This window comes from Streptomyces sp. NPDC000134 (assembly GCF_042899225.1).
Classification (GTDB): Bacteria; Actinomycetota; Actinomycetes; order Streptomycetales; family Streptomycetaceae; genus Streptomyces.
In genome coordinates this window covers 144431-162106 of record NZ_JBIAZN010000019.1, presented here as the reverse complement: position 1 = coordinate 162106, position 17676 = coordinate 144431, and the positions used below count along the sequence as shown (strand labels likewise).

General features: G+C 72.6%; 15 protein-coding genes. 8 read left to right on the top strand and 7 right to left on the bottom strand.

Annotated features, from left to right (window positions below; all coding sequences use genetic code 11):
* From ACFY32_RS26425 to ACFY32_RS26405, 5 genes are all read left to right on the top strand, one after another.
* A partial coding sequence (locus ACFY32_RS26425; RefSeq protein ID WP_390675424.1) for a GTP-binding protein occupies nt 1-954 on the top strand: 954 nt, incomplete at its 5' end.
* Nucleotides 942-2099, top strand: coding sequence for an aliphatic sulfonate ABC transporter substrate-binding protein (locus tag ACFY32_RS26420; RefSeq protein ID WP_390675423.1), 1158 nt, complete (start codon nt 942-944; stop codon nt 2097-2099). The genes ACFY32_RS26425 and ACFY32_RS26420, both read left to right, overlap by 13 nt.
* A 44-nt stretch (nt 2100-2143) precedes the next feature.
* Nucleotides 2144-2932, top strand: coding sequence for an ABC transporter ATP-binding protein (locus ACFY32_RS26415; RefSeq protein ID WP_359202593.1), 789 nt, complete (start codon nt 2144-2146; stop codon nt 2930-2932).
* The gene (locus tag ACFY32_RS26410; protein WP_359202596.1) at nt 2919-3815 is read left to right on the top strand and encodes an ABC transporter permease; all 897 of its coding nucleotides are present in this window, start codon (nt 2919-2921) and stop codon (nt 3813-3815) included. The genes ACFY32_RS26415 and ACFY32_RS26410 overlap by 14 nt, the downstream gene beginning before the upstream one ends.
* A gap of 5 nt (nt 3816-3820) precedes the next feature.
* Nucleotides 3821-4552, top strand: a complete 732-nt coding sequence (locus ACFY32_RS26405; RefSeq protein ID WP_390675422.1) for a sirohydrochlorin chelatase — start codon at nt 3821-3823, stop codon at nt 4550-4552.
* Nucleotides 4553-4556: 4 nt separating this feature from the next.
* On the opposite strand, the gene ACFY32_RS26400 is transcribed toward ACFY32_RS26405, so the two are convergent.
* The gene (locus ACFY32_RS26400) at nt 4557-5105 is read right to left on the bottom strand and encodes a DUF1697 domain-containing protein (RefSeq protein ID WP_390675421.1); all 549 of its coding nucleotides are present in this window, start codon (nt 5103-5105) and stop codon (nt 4557-4559) included.
* 231 nt (nt 5106-5336) lie between these two features.
* On the opposite strand from ACFY32_RS26400, the gene ACFY32_RS26395 reads away from it, so the two are divergent.
* Entirely contained in the window at nt 5337-7640 is a 2304-nt protein-coding gene (locus tag ACFY32_RS26395) for an MMPL family transporter (RefSeq protein WP_390675420.1), read from the top strand.
* A gap of 86 nt (nt 7641-7726) precedes the next feature.
* Here ACFY32_RS26395 and mgt read toward each other — a convergent pair whose 3' ends face one another.
* The 4 genes from mgt to ACFY32_RS26375 all read right to left on the bottom strand — a co-directional run bounded on the left by mgt (nt 7727) and on the right by ACFY32_RS26375 (nt 12050).
* Nucleotides 7727-8932, bottom strand: a complete 1206-nt coding sequence (gene mgt, locus ACFY32_RS26390) for a macrolide-inactivating glycosyltransferase (protein ID WP_390675419.1) — start codon at nt 8930-8932, stop codon at nt 7727-7729.
* A 99-nt stretch (nt 8933-9031) separates the two neighbouring features.
* Nucleotides 9032-10312 carry an ABC transporter substrate-binding protein gene (locus ACFY32_RS26385; RefSeq protein WP_390675418.1) on the bottom strand — a complete coding sequence of 427 codons (1281 nt, stop codon included), beginning with the start codon at nt 10310-10312 and terminating at the stop codon, nt 9032-9034.
* The gene (locus tag ACFY32_RS26380) at nt 10312-11145 is read right to left on the bottom strand and encodes a carbohydrate ABC transporter permease (protein WP_390675417.1); all 834 of its coding nucleotides are present in this window, start codon (nt 11143-11145) and stop codon (nt 10312-10314) included. Before ACFY32_RS26380 ends, ACFY32_RS26385 begins: the two co-directional genes overlap by 1 nt.
* Nucleotides 11142-12050: a carbohydrate ABC transporter permease gene (locus tag ACFY32_RS26375; RefSeq protein ID WP_390675416.1), complete on the bottom strand. Its 909-nt coding sequence runs from the start codon at nt 12048-12050 to the stop codon at nt 11142-11144. The genes ACFY32_RS26380 and ACFY32_RS26375 overlap by 4 nt, the downstream gene beginning before the upstream one ends.
* 149 nt (nt 12051-12199) lie before the next feature.
* On the opposite strand from ACFY32_RS26375, the gene ACFY32_RS26370 reads away from it, so the two are divergent.
* The gene (locus ACFY32_RS26370) at nt 12200-13063 is read left to right on the top strand and encodes a phosphotransferase (RefSeq protein ID WP_390675415.1); all 864 of its coding nucleotides are present in this window, start codon (nt 12200-12202) and stop codon (nt 13061-13063) included.
* Between the two features lie 49 nt (nt 13064-13112).
* Here ACFY32_RS26370 and ACFY32_RS26365 read toward each other — a convergent pair whose 3' ends face one another.
* Both ACFY32_RS26365 and ACFY32_RS26360 read right to left on the bottom strand, forming a co-directional pair.
* Nucleotides 13113-13835 (bottom strand): 3'-5' exonuclease, encoded by a 723-nt coding sequence (locus ACFY32_RS26365; protein WP_359202623.1) that lies wholly within the window; start codon nt 13833-13835, stop codon nt 13113-13115.
* Nucleotides 13836-13950: 115 nt separating this feature from the next.
* On the bottom strand, nt 13951-15198 hold the full coding sequence (locus ACFY32_RS26360) for an SAV2148 family HEPN domain-containing protein (protein ID WP_390675414.1): 1248 nt from the start codon (nt 15196-15198) through the stop codon (nt 13951-13953).
* A 297-nt stretch (nt 15199-15495) separates the two neighbouring features.
* Here ACFY32_RS26360 and glgX point away from each other — a divergent pair, with 297 nt between their 5' ends.
* Nucleotides 15496-17604, top strand: a complete 2109-nt coding sequence (glgX, locus tag ACFY32_RS26355; protein WP_359202628.1) for a glycogen debranching protein GlgX — start codon at nt 15496-15498, stop codon at nt 17602-17604.
* Nucleotides 17605-17676 lie beyond the last annotated feature (72 nt).

Genomic DNA, 17676 nt, shown 5'->3' with positions numbered 1-17676 from the left:
GGCGTCGTGGAACAGACCCGCCGGCACGCCGCCATCGCCGCCCTGCTCCGCGTCCCGCACGTCGTCCTCGCCGTCAACAAGATGGACCTCGTCGGCTACCGGGAGCCGGTGTTCGCCGCCATCGCCGAGGAGTTCACGGCGTACGCGACCGAGCTGGGCGTGCCCGAGGTCACCGCCATCCCGATCTCGGCGCTGGTCGGCGACAACGTCGTCGAGCCGTCCGCCCACATGGACTGGTACGGCGGGCCCACCGTCCTGGAGCACCTGGAGACCGTGCCGGTCAGCCACGACCTGGCGCACTGCCACGCCCGGCTGCCCGTGCAGTACGTGATCCGGCCGCAGACCCCCGAGCACCCCGACTACCGCGGGTACGCGGGCCAGATCGCCGCCGGTACCTTCCGCGTCGGCGACGAGGTCACCGTGCTGCCGTCCGGGCGCACCACCCGGATCAGCGGCATCGACCTGCTCGGCGAGCCGGTCCGGGTGGCCTGGACGCCGCAGTCGGTGACCCTGCTGCTCGAAGACGACCTCGACGTCTCCCGCGGTGACCTGATCGTCCCCCGCAAGGACGCGCCGGCCACCACGCAGGACGTCGAGGCCACCGTCTGCCACGTCGCCGACCAGCCGCTGACCGTCGGCCACCGGGTGCTGCTCAAGCACGGCACCCGCACGGTCAAGGCGATCGTCAAGGACATCCCGGCCCGGCTCACCCTCGCCGACCTGTCCCTGCACCCGCACCCGGGACAGCTCGTCGCCAACGACATCGGCCGGGTCAAGATCCGCACCGCCGAACCGCTGCCCGCCGACTCCTACGCCGACTCCCGGCGCACGGGGTCGTTCATCCTGATCGACCCCAGCGACGGCACCACGCTCACCGCCGGCATGGTCGGCGAGTCGTTCGCCTCGCCGGAACCGGTCACGGACGGAACCGAGGACGACGGGTGGGACTTCTGACCCAGGGTCTCGCCCGCGCGGGGCGCGACCCCCGGCCACCGAGACCCGCCGCCAGCGCCCCGCGCCGCGCCCTCGCGGTGCTCGCCGTCCTGCCCCTGCTCGCCCTGGCCGCCTGCGGCTACGGCTCGCAGGCCGAGGACGACGGCACCCCCGGGGCCGTCGCCGGCGCCCCGAAGACCGACGGCCTGGACTCGGTGCGCATCGGCTACTTCGGCAACATCACCCACGCCACCGCGCTGGTCGGCGCCCGGAAGGGCTTCTTCCAGCGGGCGCTGGGCGGCACGGAGGCGAAGTACGCCGTGTTCAACGCGGGCCCCTCCGAGATCGAGGCCCTCAACTCCGGCTCCCTCGACATCGGCTGGATCGGCCCGTCCCCGGCGATCAACGGCTACGCGAGGTCCGGCGGCGAGAACCTGCGGATCGTCAGCGGGTCGGCGTCCGGCGGGGTGAAGCTGGTGGTGAACCCCGCCAGGATCAGGTCGGTACGGGACGTCGAGGGCAAGCGGATCGCCACCCCGCAGCTCGGCAACACCCAGGACGTGGCCTTCCTCAACTGGGCCGCCGGACAGGGCTGGAAGGTCGACGCGCAGAGCGGCAAGGGCGACGTCACCGTCGTCCGCAGCGACAACAAGGTCACCCCGGACGCCTACCGGTCCGGGTCGGTCGACGGGGCCTGGGTACCGGAGCCGACCGCGTCCAAGCTGGTCGCCGAGGGCGGCAAGGTGCTGCTCGACGAGGCCGACCTGTGGCCGGACAAGAAGTTCGTGATCACCAACGTCATCGTGTCGCAGGAGTTCCTGGAGAAGCACCCGAAGGCCGTCGAGACGGTGCTGCGCGCCTCGGTCCGGGCCAACGAGTGGATCGAGGCGAACCCGGACGCCGCCAAGGCCGCCGCCAACGAGCAACTGGCCGCCGACACCGGCAAGGCCCTGCCCGCCGACGTCCTCGACCCGGCGTGGCGGTCCTTCCAGGTCACCGACGACCCGCTGGCCGCCACCCTCGGCGCCCAGGCCGGCCACGCGGTCCGGGCCGGCCTGCTGGACCGGCCCGACCTCAAGGGCATCTACGACCTCGCGCCGCTGAACAAGGTCCTCAAGGGCGAGGGCGAACCGGCCGTCGACGACGCCGGACTCGGCGTCCGGTAAGTCCGCCCGCCCGTATCCCGACCCAGACCCAGGAGGTGACGACCATGGCCACGACCCTCGCCAAGGCCGCCGACGGCACCGGCACGGCCACCCACGCCGCCCGGATCGAGCACGTCTCGAAGTCGTTCGCCGGACCCGCGGGAAGGCAGCTCGTGCTGGACGACATCAGCCTCGATGTCGCGCCCGGCGAGTTCGTCACCCTCCTCGGGGCCTCCGGCTGCGGCAAGTCCACGCTGCTCAACCTGGTCGCCGGTCTCGACCGGCCCAGCGCCGGGGAGATCAGCACGGACGGGCGGCCGGCCCTGATGTTCCAGGAGCACGCCCTGTTCCCGTGGCTGACCGCGGGCAAGAACATCGAACTGGCCCTGCGGCTGCGCGGCGTGCCCAGGTCCGAGCGCCGCGACAGGACCGAGGAACTCCTCGAACTGGTCCGGCTGAAGGGCGCGTACGGCAAGCGGGTGCACGAGCTGTCCGGCGGGATGCGCCAGCGGGTCGCCATGGCCCGCGCCCTCGCCCAGGAGAGCGGCCTGCTGCTGATGGACGAGCCGTTCGCCGCGCTGGACGCGATCACCCGGGACGTGCTGCACGACGAACTGACCCGGATCTGGCGCGAGACGAAGCTGTCCGTCCTGTTCGTCACGCACAACGTGCGCGAGGCCGTGCGGCTCGCCGAGCGCGTGGTGCTGCTGTCCTCCCGCCCCGGGCGGATCGCCCGGCAGTGGACGGTCGGCATCGAGCACCCGCGCCGGATCGAGGACACCCAGGTCGCGGAATTGTCCGTCGAGATCACCGAAGAACTGCGGGGAGAGATCCGTCGCCATGGCCAGCACTGACACTCCCCCGCCCGCCAAGGACACCGGCGACCTCGCCGGCCTGGAGGCGGGCCTCGACGCGCTGGAGACCCGGCAGAGCGGCCGTACGCCGCTGCGGCAGACGCTGACGCAGAAGGTGCTGCCGCCGGTCGTCGCCGTGCTGCTGGTGCTGGCGGTGTGGCAGGCGCTGATCTCCTTCGAGGTGGTCGACGACCCGACCAAGCTGCCCGCGCCGGCCGACGTGTGGCACGTGGTCCGCGACGCCTGGCTCCAGGGCAACCTGCTCGGCTACATCTGGACCAGCGTCTCGCGCGGCCTGTCCGGCTTCCTGATGGCGCTGGTGATCGGCACCCCGCTGGGGCTGCTGGTGGCGCGGGTCCGGTTCGTCCGGGCGGCCATCGGACCGATCCTGTCCGGGCTCCAGTCGCTGCCGTCGGTGGCCTGGGTGCCGCCCGCGGTGATCTGGCTGGGCCTGAACAACTCGATGATGTACGCGGTGATCCTGCTCGGCGCGGTGCCGTCCATCGCCAACGGCCTGGTGTCCGGCGTGGACCAGGTGCCGCCGCTGTTCCTGCGCGCCGGGCGCACGCTGGGCGCGACCGGGCTGAAGGGGACCTGGCACATCGTGCTGCCGGCCGCGCTGCCCGGCTATGTGGCCGGACTCAAGCAGGGCTGGGCGTTCGCCTGGCGGTCCCTGATGGCCGCCGAGATCATCGCGTCCTTCCCCGACCTGGGCGTCGGCCTGGGCCAGTTGCTGGAGAACGGCCGCAACGCCAGCGACATGGCCATGGTCTTCGAGGCCATCCTGCTCATCCTGGTCGTCGGCATCGCCATCGACCTGCTGATCTTCAGTCCGCTGGAGCGCCGGGTGCTGCGCGGCCGCGGTCTGCTGGTGCGGGGCTGAGGGCCATGACCGCGCCGGTCCTCCTCGTCGTCGCCCACGGCAGCCGTGACCCGCGGCACGCCGCCACCGTGCACGCCCTGGTCCGCCGGGTCCGCTCGCTCCGGCCGGACCTGCGGGTGGAGACCGGGTTCCTGGACTTCAACGTGCCCTCGGTGCCGGCCGTGCTGGAGTCCCTGGCGGCCGAGGGCGTCCGGGACGTCGTGGCCCTCCCGCTGCTGCTGACCCGCGCCTTCCACGCCAAGGCGGACATCCCGGCGGTCCTCGCCGACGCCCCGCGCCGGCTGCGCGTCCGGCAGGCCGGGGTGCTCGGCCCCTCCCCGCTGCTGCTGTCGGCGCTGGAGCGGCGCCTGTACGAGGCGGGCCTGACGCCCGCCGACAAGTCCTCGACCGGGGTCGTGCTGGCCTCGGCGGGGTCCACCGACCCGGAGGCGATCGCAGTGATCGCTGACATCGCGCGGGAGTGGCGGCACACCGGTTGGTGCGCCGTGCGGCCTGCGTTCGCCTCCGCTTCCCTTCCCCGCACCGAACAGGCGGTACGGGAACTGCGCGAGCTGGGCTGCGAGCGGATCGCCGTCGCCCCGTACGTGCTGGCCCCCGGCCGCCTGCCGGACCGCATCGCGCGGGGCGCTGCCGGGGCGGACGTCCTGGCCGGCGTGCTGGGCCCGGCGCCGGAGGTGGCCCGGGTGGTGGTCGAGCGGTACGAGGCGGCCCGCACGCCGCTGCGGGCGGCCGCCTGAGGCGTCAGGGGGCGGTCAGCTCCACCAGCTTGCGTACGGTGTTCCAGTTGCGGCTGGTCGCGATCAGCCCCTTGTTCACGCGGGGCCTGGCGAGGGCCTCGCCGAGCTTGGAGCGGCCGAGGCCGTCCGGGGCGTACAGGTACAGCGCCCGGTCCCCGAGGCGGAACTCCTCCGGCAGATACGCGGCGGGGTCGATCTCCGCGAAGCGCCCGGCGTCGACCGGGGCGGAGAAGTAGGTGACGTGGAGCTGCTTGGGCGCCAGCCCGGCGGCCGGGAACGGGCACGCCTCGGCGACCGCCCGCAGATAGGCGTGGTCGCGCACGATCACGTCCACGGCGAAGCCGAACCGCCGCTCGACCGCGTCCGCCAGCTCGGCGGCCAGCGACTCCTCGTCGCCGTGGCCGGAGGTGAAGACGGCCTGACCGCTCTGGAGATGGGTGCCGACGTCCTGGTGGCCGAGGCCGGCCAGCAGCGACCGGAGTTCGGCCATCGGGAGCTTCCTGCTGCCGCCCACGTTGATCCCGCGCAGCAGCGCCGCGTACCTCGTCGTCATGGCCACACCCTAGGCGGCGGCCGGGACCCGGAGACGGCGCCCCCGACATCCACCGGTAGATGTAAGGGCCCGGTGTCCTCCCCAGCGGTGAGCGGACCGGTACGGCGGGATGATCCGGACCCCGCTCCACCTCACCGGAGAGCACGACGAGTTGGCTTTATCCGGCCCCTACCGTCGATACGGAAGGTGGCGGCAGGGGGCTGTCACCGCACACGAGGGGGCAAGCCCGTCATGGGGAACGGAGATATACGGGTGCGGGGCCTGGCCGCGCGGGCCGGAGGCTGGAGCGCCCGGCACCGATGGGCTGCCGTCGGCATCTGGGTGCTGTTCGTGGTCCTGGCGATGGGGCTCGGCTCGGCCGCGGGCCGGGTCGACGTCGAGGACAGCGACCAACTGGGCGGCGAGACCCACACCGCCGCGAAGATCATCGAGGATGCCGGGATCGACGAACCGGCGAGCGAGACCGTCCTGGTCCAGGCGGCGGACGGTGGCGTCAAGGCCACCGACCCCGAGTTCCGGGCCGCGGTCACCGCGGTGATCCGGGCCGTGCAGAGCACCGGGCGGGTCACCGACGTGACCTCCCCGTACGACACCGGCACGGTCTCCCGGGACGGGCGCAGCGCGCTGGTCCAGTTCGACATGCGCGGCGACGCGGACACCGCCGGCGAGCGGGTCGAACCGGTGCTGAAGGCCGTCGAGGGCGTCCAGAAGGACCACCAGGACCTGCGCATCGCCGAGATCGGCGGCGCCAGCATGATGAAGACGTTCGACGACGCGTTCGGCGACGACTTCCAGAAGGCCGAGCTGTCCGCCGTACCGGTGGCCCTGGGCATCCTGCTGATCGCGTTCGGCGCGCTGGTGGCGGCGCTGCTGCCGGTGCTGCTCGCGATCACCGCGATCATGGCGACGATGGGCCTGATGGGCGTCGTCAGCCATGTGATGCCGATGAGCGACACCGCCAACTCCGTGATGCTGCTGGTCGGTCTGGCCGTCGGCGTCGACTACTGCCTGTTCTACCTCCGCCGCGAACGCGAGGAACGCGCCGCCGGACGCGACGCGCGGACCGCGCTCAGGATCGCCGCCGCGACCAGCGGCCGGGCGATCGTGGTCTCCGGGGTCACGGTCTGCGTGGCGATGGCGGGCATGCTGTTCACCGGCCTCGCCGAGTTCGAGGCGATGGGCCTGGCCTCGCTGATGGTGGTCGCGGTCGCCATGGTCGGCTCGGTGACCGTGCTGCCGGCGCTGCTGTCCCTGCTGGGCGAGCGGGTCGAGAAGGGTCGCCTGCCGTTCCTGCGCCGCCGCCGGGTCCGCCACGCGGGCGGGGGCAGCCGGTTCTGGAGCGCCGTACTGGACCGCGTCCTGGCCCGGCCGGTGCTCTCGGTGCTGGTGGCGACCGGCGCGCTGCTCGCGGTGGCCGCGCCCGCGGTCGGCATGAAGACGCAGAACCTCACCCTGGACCAGGAGTTCGGCGACTCGCTGCCCATCGTGCAGACCTACGACCGGGTCAACGAGGCGTTCCCGGGCGGTTCCGAACCGGCCGAGGTCGTGGTGAAGGCCGACGACATCAACGCGCCCGAGGTGAAGTCCGCGCTCGCCGACTTCCGGGAACGGGCGATCGCTTCGGGCGCCTCGCGCGGCCCGGTGGAGATCAAGCTGCACGACGCGCAGGACGTCGCCCTGGTCTACGTACCGCTGGTCGGCGGCTCCGACCAGGACCGGGCGGGCGCCAGCCTGGAGAAGCTGCGCGACGAGGTACGGCCCGCCACGCTCGGCAAGGTCGACGGCCTTCAGGCCCCGATCACCGGGCAGGTCGCCGGTTCGAAGGACTTCAACGACCAACTCGTCGGCTCGGTCCTGCCGGTCCTCGCCTTCGTCGTGGTCTTCGCCTTCCTGCTGATGCTGCTGTCCTTCCGGTCACTGACGATCGCGATCACCTCCATCGTGCTCAACCTGCTGTCGGTGGGCGCGGCCTACGGCATCCTGGTCGCCGTCTTCCAGCACGGCTGGGGGGCGTCGCTGGTCGGCGCGGAGGGCGTCGGCGCGATCATCACCTGGCTGCCGCTGTTCCTGTTCGTCATCCTGTTCGGGCTGTCGATGGACTACCACGTGTTCGTGGTCTCCCGGGTCCGCGAGGCCCGGCTGCGCGGCCGGACGACGCCGGACGCCATCCGGCACGGGGTGGTCACCACGGCCGGGGTGGTCACCAGCGCCGCGGTCATCATGGTCGCCGTGTTCGCGATCTTCGGGACGCTGTCCATGCAGTCCATGAAGCAGATGGGCGTCGGCCTCGCCGCGGCGGTCCTCATCGACGCGACGATCATCCGGGGCGTGCTGCTCCCGGCGGTGATGGCGCTGCTCGGCGAGCGCAACTGGTACCTGCCGAAGTGGCTGCACAAGCTGCCCGACCTCACGCACGACGAGTCGCCGGAGGCGGCGACGCGGGAGGCGCGGGGCTCGCGGGGCGCTCCCGACTCGTGGGACTCCCCGGACTCCCGGGACTCCCGGGACGACGAGGGGGAGCGGGTCGGGGTGTGACCGGCCGGTGAGAGACCGGAGGACCCGTCGGCTTCGGGGGTGGCCGACGGGTCCTTCGCCATGCCGGCGGGGCGGCGGGTCCTTCGCTACGCCCGCCCCGCCGCCGCCAGTTCCGCCTCGATCAGGTCGGCGGCGCGGGGGGTGCCGCCCTCCTGGCCCATCTCGGCCTGGACACGGGCCAGCCGCCGGGCCACCTCCGGGTCGTCCACCAGGGCGAGGGCGGCGGTGCGCAGTGCCTCGGCGGTCGCCTCCTCGGTGAGGAGTGTGCGGGCCACACCGAGCGCCTGGAGCATGTCCGCGTTGCCGAACTGGTCCACCGCCTGCGGTACGGCGATCATCGGGGTGGCCGTGGCCAGCCCCTCCTGGCTGCCGCCCGCGCCGGCGTGTGTGACGAACAGGTCGGCCTGCCGCAGGATCGCCAACTGCGGCACCCACGAGCGCACTTCGACGCTGTCGGGCACGTCACCGAGGTCGTCCCGGCGCACATGCCGGCCGACCTGGAGCACGGTGTGCCATCCCGGCAGTTCGCCGAACGCCCGCACGCACTCCCGGTAGAACGCCGGCTGCTTGGTGAACGACGAGCCCAGCGAGACGAGGACGACCTTGTCGGCCCCGGCGGGCCGCGTCCAGTCCCCCTCGGCGGTGCGGTCGCCCTGGCAGGCGCCGACGAAGGAGTACACGCGCTCGTCGACCCGGTCGGCGTGGGGCTGGAGCGCCTTCGGGATGAGCACCAGGGAGCGGGCGGGGTGCCCGAAGAAATCGTCCGGGTCCATGGTGATCCCGTTCTCCGCCAGCCAGGCCCGGAACCGGGCGTAGTACGCCTGCCCGCGCTCGGTCTTCAGCGGCTCCTCCCACATCGGCTCGGCGACCTCCTTCTCGTACCCCTCCCAGGCGACCAGGTTCGGGGAGAGCGACACCTCGGGGACGCCCCAGCGGTGGGCGAGGACCCGGGCCGGGTAGGAGGTGATGTCGTGCAGCACGAGGTCCGGCTCGTCGCCCCGGTACGCCTCGATGAGCTGGGGCAGGGCCTGGATCGCGTCGGCGAGGAACGGCTCGACGTTGTCCAGCAGGGTGCTGCCCCACGCCTCCGGGTCGGCGTCGGGGCCGGGCAGCGTGCTGTTCCAGATCCTGGGCTCGGCGCCGGTCTCGGCGACCTTCTCGGCGAAGGCGGGCGGGATCGCGTACGTCACCCGGTGCCCGCGGGCCACCAGTTCACGGATCACCTCCAGACTCGGGTTCACGTGGCCGTGCGCGGCGATGGAGAACATGGCGATGTGGGAGCGACGGGTCATGCGGAGACGGTAAGCGAGACGAGACGTCTCGTACAACTTCTTTTCCCGGCGGCTCCCGGCGGCTCCCGGCGCCACGACCGGCTTCGGGGCGCTCCCCTCTCAGCGCTGATAGCGGGCCAGCACCAGGTTCCCGTCCTCCTCCAGTCGCCGCCGCAGCTCGCCCAGGCCGATCGCCCCGCTGTAGTACTCCTGGAACGCCGGTGTCGCCACCTTGTCCTTCCACTCGGGATAGCCCCGCACGGCCTGCGCGGGTGCCGACCGCAGCCTGCCGGCCAGGGCCGTGCCGACGGCCCAGCCCCGCTCCCGCGTGCGCAGCGCCGGGTCCTTCAGGGCCGTGGTCCCGGTCGGCAGCATCCAGTCGCCGAGGGCGAGCCGCACCATGTTCTCCGGCCGCAGCAGGAAGTCGACGAAGGCGGCGGCCTCTTCCTTGTGCGGGCTGTCCTCGGCGATGGACAGCGTCTGCGGGCTGACGCCCTGATCGAGCCCGGCCGCCCCCGCCGGAGCGGGCAGCACCCGCCAGTCGAAGCCCTCGGGCGCCTGCTGCTCGACCTGCTGCCGGTAGGAGAACCCGAGCGGCACCATCGCGTACTTCCCCGCGAAGAATCCGGGCAGCGTGTCGGAGCCGCCGCTGCCCAGCGTCGACCGGGCGGCGCTGCGGTCGGTGTTGACCTGGTCGTGGATGGTGCGCGGCACCACCTCGTCGCCCGCCCCGAAGCGGACGGTGACCTTGCCGTCCGCGTCCCGGTGGAACAACTGCCCGCCCGCCGACAGCGACAGGTTGAGCGAGGCCGAGACGGGCTCCTTGAGCGGCCAGGCCACCCCGTACCGCCCGGGTCCGCTCAGGTCCTTCGTCACCTGCCGGAACTCCGCCCAGCTCCACGGGTGCTCGGGCGTCGGTATCCGCACCCCCGACCGCCGCAGCAGCTTCGCGTCGGCGATCAGCACCCGGGGCTCCTGGAGGAACGGCACCCCGTAGATCCCGTCGCCGAAGGTGACCGTCTCCCAGGTGCGGTCCGGGATCTCCGACTTCAGCCGGGCGGGCAGCAGCTCGGTCAGGTCGGCGAGGTAGCCGCCGTAGGCGAAGTCCGCGAGGTCGTCGGAGGCGTCGTGGATGACGTCGGGTGCCTCGCCGCCCTCGAAGGAGGTGAGGAGCTGGTCGTGGACGCTGTCCCAACTGCCCTGGACGTACTCGACGCGGACGTCCGGGTGCGCGGCGTTCCACTCCGCCACCAGCTCCCGGTTGGCCTCGACCGACTCCTCCTGCCAGGCCAGGGACTGGAAGCGGAGGGTGATCCGGCCGCCGTCCGAGCCGCCGCCCCCGCCGGCGCAGGCGGCCGTGAGCAGCAGGGTGAAGGCGAGGAGGAGGGCTTTGGCGCGCATCAGCTCTTCACCGCCCCGGCGAGCATGCCGCCCGTGATCCGCCGCTGGACGACCGCGAAGACCACCAGCGAGGGCAGGGTGGCGAGGAAGGCCGCCGCGGCGAGCGGGCCCAGGTCCGCGACGCCCTCGGCGCCGATGAAGTGGGTGAGCACCACCGGCAGGGTCTGCTTCTCCGGGGTCTTCAGCAGCACCAGCGCGAAGAAGAACTCGTTCCACGCGGTGACGAACGCGAACAGCGCCGTCGCCACGATCCCCGGCGCCAGCAGCGGAGCGGTCACCGACACCAGCGTCCGCAGCTTCCCGGCCCCGTCGACCGCCGCCGCCTCCTCCAGTTCGGCCGGCACGGCCCGGACGTACCCGGCGAGCATCCACAGCGCGAACGGCAGCGCCCACACCACGTACACCAGCACCAGCCCCGGCACCGAGTCGATCATCCGCAGGTTCTTCAGCACCAGGAACAGCGGAATGATCACCAGCACGAACGGGAACGCCTGGCTGACCATCACCCACCCGGTCACGGCCCGCCCGAGCCGGGTCCGGTACCGCGCCATGACGTACGCCAGCGGCGTGGCGAGCAGTACGGCCAGCAGCGCGGCGCCGGACGCGGCGAGCAGCGAGTTCGCCCCGGCGCGCAGCAGCGGCTGCTCGTCGAACGCCTGCCGGAAGTTGTCCAGCGTGGGGTCCCTCGGGAACCACGTGGGGTGCAGGCCGGCCAGCTCGCGCGGCGGCTTGAACGCGGTGGACAGCAGCCACAGGAAGGGGAAGGCCAGGAAGACCAGATACGCCAGCAGCGCGACGTACTGGCCGGCGCGGGCCGGGGCCGAGGTCCTCACGCGTCCTCACCTCCCCGGAGCCGGCCGGCCAGGAACACGGCCAGCAGGACGGAGATCACGGCGACCATCACGCAGCCCATCGCGGCCGCGTAGCCGAACTGCCCATAGCGGAACGCCTCCTCGTAGGCGAAGAGCATCGGCAGCCGGGTCCGGCCGCCGGGGCCGCCGCCGGTCAGCACGTAGACCAGGGCGAAGGAGTTGAAGTTCCAGATGAGGTTGAGCGCGGTGATGGCGAGGGCGACCGGTCTGAGCGCCGGCCAGGTCACGACGCGGAACCGGCGCCAGGCCCCGGCGCCGTCGACCGCGGCGGCCTCGTGCAGTTCCCGCGGGGTGTTCTGCAGGCCGGCGAGCAGGGCGACGGTGGTCTGCGGCATCCCGGCCCAGATACCGACGACCAGCACGGCGGGCAGGGCGGTGGCGAGGCCGCTGAGCCAGTCCCGGCCCTCGCCCAGGCCGAGGTCGCGCAGGGTCTCGTTGAGGATGCCCGCGTCCGGGTGGTAGACCAGCCGCCACATGATGCCGACGACGACCTCGGGCATCGCCCAGGGGACGATCGCCAGGGCGCGGGCCAGCCAGCGCAGCCGCAGCCTCTGGTCGAGCAGCAGCGCCAGGCCGAGGGCGAGCAGGAACTGGGGCACGGTCACCCCGGCCGCCCACGCCAGCCCGATCCGGAACGACTCCCAGAACAGCGTGTCGTGCAGCAGGTCCTGGAAGTTGAGCGCGCCGATCCACCGGGTGGGCTCGGTGCGGCCCGACTGGGCGTCGGTGAAGGCCAGCAGGACGCCGTAGAGCAGCGGTCCGACGCTGAGCACGAGGATCGGGATCAGCGCGGGCAGCACCAGGAACCAGGCGCCGTGGTCGGCCGCGCGGCGCGCGGGCCTGCTCACCTCGGCCGGTTTCGTCACGTAATCAGCCCCTTTGCGCGGCTCGGTCGGGCCTGGGTCATGGTCGTGAACGCGCGGTGCTCAGTCAAGAGCCCGCGCACACCCTCCGACCTGTGCGAATGCGACACTGGCCGACGGAGAACGGTCGGCGGGACGGACGGAGAGCGACGATGGACGAGGCACGGGCGCGGGAGGTACTGGCGGCGGCGGGGGTGCTGCCCGGCCCGGTGGGTGGGGCGCGGCTGCTCTCCCTGGGCGAGAACGCCGTGTTCGCCGCCGGCGACCTGGTGGTCAAGGTGGGCCGCGACGCCGAGCTGCTCGACCGGGCCCGCCGGGAGCTGGCCGTCGCCCGCTGGCTGGAAGAGGCCGGTGTCCCGGCAGTGCGGGCGGCCGAGGCCGAGGCGCGGTCGGTCGCGGGCCACCCGGTGACCGTGTGGCACCGGCTGCCCGACCCGGTGCGCCCCGCCGAACCCCGGGACCTGGCCCGACTGCTGCGTCTCGTGCACGCGCTCCCCTCCCCCTCCTTCCCGCTGCCGCCCCGCGACCTGCTGGGCGGTGTCGAACGCTGGCTGCGGCTCGCGGGCGACGCGATCGACCCCGCGGACGCGGAGTACCTGCGCACCCGCCGCGACGGCTTCGCGGCGGCCGCCGCCGCCGTCGTCCCCGCGCTGGAGCCGGGCCCGATCCACGGCGACGCGCTGCCCCGCAATGTGCACATCGGCCCGGACGGGCCCGTCCTGGTGGACCTGGAGACCTTCTCCGGTGACCTGCGCGAGCACGACCTGGTGGTGCCGGCCCTGAGCCGGGACCGCTACGGGCTGCCCGCCGAGGCGTACGAGTCCTTCACCGAGACCTACGGCTGGGACGTGCGGGAGTGGGACGGGTGCGCGGTGCTGCGCGGGGCCCGCGAGACCGCCAGTTGCGCCTGGGTCGCGCAGCACGCGCCGAGCAATCCCCGGGCCCTGGCCGAGTTCGAGCGCCGGGTGGCGTCGCTGCGGGACGGGGACCCGGCCGTGCGCTGGTACCCCTTCTGAACCGGGACCGCCTGCCGGGGGCGGCCCGCCTGCCGCGCGGGGCGGTGGCTCAGACCCGCTCGTCGGCGGGTTCGCGCAGCGGCCAGACGCCGTCGACGACGGCCGTGGCGTCGCCCTTGCGGCGCAGGAACGCCTGGAAGTCCGCCGCCCACTCGGCGTACCACTCGATCTGACGGCGGTGCAGCTCCGCCGGGCCGAGGGCCGCGACCTTGGGGTGGCGCTCGGCTATCGCGCAGGCCAGCCTGGCCGCGGCGAGGGCGTCGGCCGCCGCGTCGTGGGCGGTGTCCAGCGGCACGCCGTACTCGGCGCAGACCGCCTCCAGGTTCCGCTTGCCGCGGCGGTAGCGGTCGATGGAGCGGTCGATGGTGTAGGGGTCGATGACCGGGGCGGGGTCGAGGCCGCCCAGGCGGTCGCGGAGGGACGGCAGCCCGTACCGCCGCAGTTCGGCGGAGAGGAGGGTGAGGTCGAAGGCCGCGTTGTAGGCGACGACCGGGACGCCCACCCGCCAGTGGTCCGCCAGGACACCGGCGATGGCGTCCGCGACCTGGTCGGCCGGGCGGCCCTCACCGGCCGCGCGCTCGGTGCTGATGCCGTGCACCGCCACCGCGTCCGCCGGGATCTCCACGCCGGGGTCGGCCAGCCACTCCCGCCGGCCCAGCGGCTCGCCGGCTCTGACCTCGATCACGGCGCCCGTGACGATGCGCGCCTCGCGCGGATCGGTGCCGGTCGTCTCCAGGTCGAAGCCGATCAGCGGCTCCCGGTGCCAGCCCATGGGCTGTCCCCCTTCTCGGTGGTGCGTTCCCCCAGTGGTCCCCACCTTCGCACGGGCCACTGACAATCCGAGGATCGCCTTCCGCTTACCGCCCCCTGCCGGGGCCTCCGGCCGGTCAGGACACAGGCCGCGAATCCGCCCACATCTGCTCGAACTCCTCGCGGTACGTAGGGAAAAGACCACCTTCGTCCACTTCACCCGACTTGACGAGTTTGCCGCCGTTCTTCCCGTTCCGCAGGACCAGCACCGGTGCCTCCATGCCCCGGGTGCGGCGCAGGTAGTTCTGCACGACCGCGATGCCGTCGGCGCCGTCGCCGTCGACGAGGTAGGCGGTGAAGCGGGGTGTCTCGTCGAAGACCTGGATCTCGAAGGCCCCGGGGTCGCGCAGCTTGGCGCGGACCCGGCGCATGTGCAGGATGTTGGTCTCCACGGCCCGGCTCAGCTCACCGCGCTTGATGCCGAGTTCCCGCTCGCGCCGCTTGACCGCGCTGGAGGCCGGGTTCAGGAACAGCAGCCGCACCCGGCCGCCGGACCCGGCGAGCCGGACCAGCCGCCGCCCCGAGAAGTTCTGCACCAGCAGGTTCAGGCCGATGCCGATGGCGTCGAGCCGGCGGGCGCCGCCGAAGATGTCCTCGGCCGGGAACTGGCGCAGCAGCCGCACCCGGTCCGGGTGGACCGCCACCACGTCCGCGTACCGGTCGCCGACCAGGTCCTCGACCGCGTCCACGGGCAGCCGGCGCGCGGAGGGCACGTCGCCGCCCGCGCCGAGGACCTCCAGGAGCCGGGCGGCGGCCCGTTCGGCCTGGGCCAGGACCGCCTCGGACAGGGCCCGGTTGCGGGAGACGACGTTGCGGGTGACCTCCAGCTCGTCCAGGGCGAGTTCCACGTCCCGGCGGTCGTCCATGTAAGGCTCGAAGCAGGGCCAGTGCTGCACCATCAGCTCGCGCAACTGCGGCAGGGTGAGGAAGCTGAGCACGTTGTCGTCGGCCGGGTCGAGCAGATAGCCCTTGCGGCGGCTGACCTCGCGGACGGCGACCGCGCGCTGCACCCACTCCTGCCCGGCCGGTCCGGCGGCCGCGACCACCCAGTCGTCGCCGTGCACCGGTTCGTAGACCGGGCGGAGCACGGCGGCCACGACCGCGCGCAGCCGCTGCTCGACGAGGTTCAGCCAGATGTAGGCCCGGCCCGCCCGCTGGGCGCGGGTGCGCACCTCGCGCCAGGCGCCGGCGTCCCAGTCCAGCTCGGGACCGATCGCGCCGGCGTCCATCGGCCGCGCCAGGGACACCGCACCGGGCGGGACGTCCGTGGAGTTCCCCTCGTGACCCTCGTCACCAGGGGGCAGCTCCAGCCCTCCCGAGCCCACCCGCGCACCGCCTTCCGCTCCCCCGGACACACCCCGTCCCAACGATCAAGGAAGGGTACTCCGGGAGCGGTCCGCGACGCAGCCTGATGCGCAGGCTCGTCGCCCAACTTCCCGCATCCCCGGGTATGTTCCGCGCCGGAGGTGGTACGGGTGTGAGCGGATTCATCGCACGGTCACACGTCGGGGGCTTGATCACCCGGCGAGCGGAAAGGAATTGGTAGGTGGCTCCGGCGGTTTTCGGGAGACTCGGAGTCAAGGCGTCCCCACCGGCACCGCTCACCTGAAAGAGTCATATCCATGCAGGTCTGGCCTGGAGAGGCATATCCACTCGGTGCCACGTACGACGGCGCCGGCACCAATTTCGCGGTCTTCACGGAGGCCGCCGACCGAGTAGAGCTGTGTCTGCTGCACGACGACGGCTCGGAGACGGCGATCGAGCTGCGCGAGAGCGACGCGTTCGTCCGCCACGCCTATCTGCCCGGCGTGATGCCCGGACAGCGGTACGGCTACCGCGTGCACGGCCCGTACGCCCCGGAGCGCGGGCTGCGCTGCAACTCGGCGAAGCTGCTCCTCGATCCGTACGCGCGTGCGATCAGCGGCTCGATCCAGTGGGGCGAGGAGGTGTACGGCTACCACTTCGACGACCCCGACCGGCGCAACGACCTGGACTCGGCGCCGCACATGATGTCGTCGGTCGTGGTCAACCCCTACTTCGACTGGGGCGACGACCGGCGCCCCCGGACCGAGTACCACCACACGGTGCTCTACGAGGCCCATGTGAAGGGCCTCACCATGCGGCACCCCGGCCTTCCGGAGGAGCTGCGCGGCACCTACGCGGCCCTGGCGCACCCGGCGGTCATCGAACACCTCACCGAGCTGGGGGTGACCGCGCTGGAGCTGATGCCGGTGCACCAGTTCGTCAACGACCACCGCCTGGTGGACATGGGGCTGAACAACTACTGGGGCTACAACACGATCGGCTTCTTCGCCCCGCACAACGCGTACGCCTCCTGGGGCGACCGCGGCCAGCAGGTGCTGGAGTTCAAGTCGGCGGTCAAGGCGCTGCACGAGGCCGGCATCGAGGTCATCCTGGACGTCGTCTACAACCACACCGCCGAGGGCAACCACCTGGGGCCGACGCTCTCCTTCAAGGGCATCGACAACCCCTCGTACTACCGGCTGACCGACGACCCCCAGTACTACATGGACACCACGGGCACCGGGAACTCGCTGCTCATGCGGTCCCCGCACGTCCTCCAGATGATCATGGACTCGCTGCGGTACTGGGTCACCGAGATGCACGTCGACGGGTTCCGCTTCGATCTCGCGGCGACGCTGGCGCGGCAGTTCCACGAGGTGGACCGGCTGTCGTCGTTCTTCGACCTGGTCCAGCAGGACCCGGTGGTCTCCCAGGTGAAGCTGATCGCCGAGCCCTGGGACGTCGGCGAGGGCGGCTACCAGGTGGGCAACTTCCCGCCGCTGTGGACGGAGTGGAACGGCAAGTACCGGGACACCGTGCGCGACCTGTGGCGCGGCGAGCCGCGCACGCTGGCGGAGTTCGCGTCCCGGCTGACCGGCTCCTCCGACCTGTACCAGGACGACGGCCGCCGTCCGCTGGCCTCGATCAACTTCGTGACCTGCCACGACGGCTTCACCCTGCACGACCTGGTGTCGTACAACGACAAGCACAACGACGCCAACGGCGAGGAGAACCGGGACGGCGAGAGCCACAACCGGTCCTGGAACTGCGGGGCCGAGGGCGACACCGACGACCCGGGAGTGCTGGAGCTGCGGGCGCGGCAGATGCGCAACTTCATCGCCACGCTGCTGCTCTCCCAGGGCGTGCCCATGATCAGCCACGGCGACGAGTTCGCCCGCACCCAGCGGGGCAACAACAACGCCTACTGCCAGGACAACGAGCTGTCCTGGGTCGAGTGGCCCGAGGACGGCCATCCGCTGCTCGACTTCACGCGGGCGATGGTGTGGCTGCGCAAGGACCACCCGGTCTTCCGGCGGCGGCGCTTCTTCCACGGCCGCCCGGTGGAGGGCACCCACCACGAGCTGTCGGACATCGCCTGGTTCACGCCCCAGGGCGAGGAGATGACCCAGCGGGACTGGACCTCGGCGCAGGTGTCGGCGCTGACCGTGTTCCTCAACGGCAACGCGATCTCGGAGCCGGGGGCGCGTGGCGAGCGCATCGCCGACGATTCGTTCCTGCTGATGTTCAACCCCTCGCCCGAGCCGCTGGAGTTCGTGGTGCCGGTCGACCACGGCCGCCAGTGGGAGGTCGTCGTCGACACCGCCCTGCCCGACGGCGTGCCGCCGGGGACCGGCCACAAGGTGCAGGCCGGGGACCGGCTGACCCTGGTCGACCGCAGCATGACGGTTCTGCAGCGGCCCGTGTAGGCGGAACGGGCGTACCCGCGCGGGTACGCCCGTTCAGGGGCCGGTGACACATAAGGCGGCGAGGGGGGTACC

Bases quoted from the DNA above. Each gene is read 5' to 3' on its own strand.
- ACFY32_RS26395 (WP_390675420.1), top strand. From the start codon at position 5,337: ATGGGGAACGGAGATATACGGGTGCGGGGCCTGGCCGCGCGGGCCGGA.
- ACFY32_RS26400 (WP_390675421.1), bottom strand. From the start codon at position 5,105: ATGACGACGAGGTACGCGGCGCTGCTGCGCGGGATCAACGTGGGCGGC.
- ACFY32_RS26370 (WP_390675415.1), top strand. From the start codon at position 12,200: ATGGACGAGGCACGGGCGCGGGAGGTACTGGCGGCGGCGGGGGTGCTG.
- ACFY32_RS26405 (WP_390675422.1), top strand. From the start codon at position 3,821: ATGACCGCGCCGGTCCTCCTCGTCGTCGCCCACGGCAGCCGTGACCCG.
- ACFY32_RS26365 (WP_359202623.1), bottom strand. From the start codon at position 13,835: ATGGGCTGGCACCGGGAGCCGCTGATCGGCTTCGACCTGGAGACGACC.
- ACFY32_RS26415 (WP_359202593.1), top strand. From the start codon at position 2,144: ATGGCCACGACCCTCGCCAAGGCCGCCGACGGCACCGGCACGGCCACC.
- mgt (WP_390675419.1), bottom strand. From the start codon at position 8,932: ATGACCCGTCGCTCCCACATCGCCATGTTCTCCATCGCCGCGCACGGC.
- glgX (WP_359202628.1), top strand. From the start codon at position 15,496: ATGCAGGTCTGGCCTGGAGAGGCATATCCACTCGGTGCCACGTACGAC.
- ACFY32_RS26385 (WP_390675418.1), bottom strand. From the start codon at position 10,312: ATGCGCGCCAAAGCCCTCCTCCTCGCCTTCACCCTGCTGCTCACGGCC.
- ACFY32_RS26410 (WP_359202596.1), top strand. From the start codon at position 2,919: ATGGCCAGCACTGACACTCCCCCGCCCGCCAAGGACACCGGCGACCTC.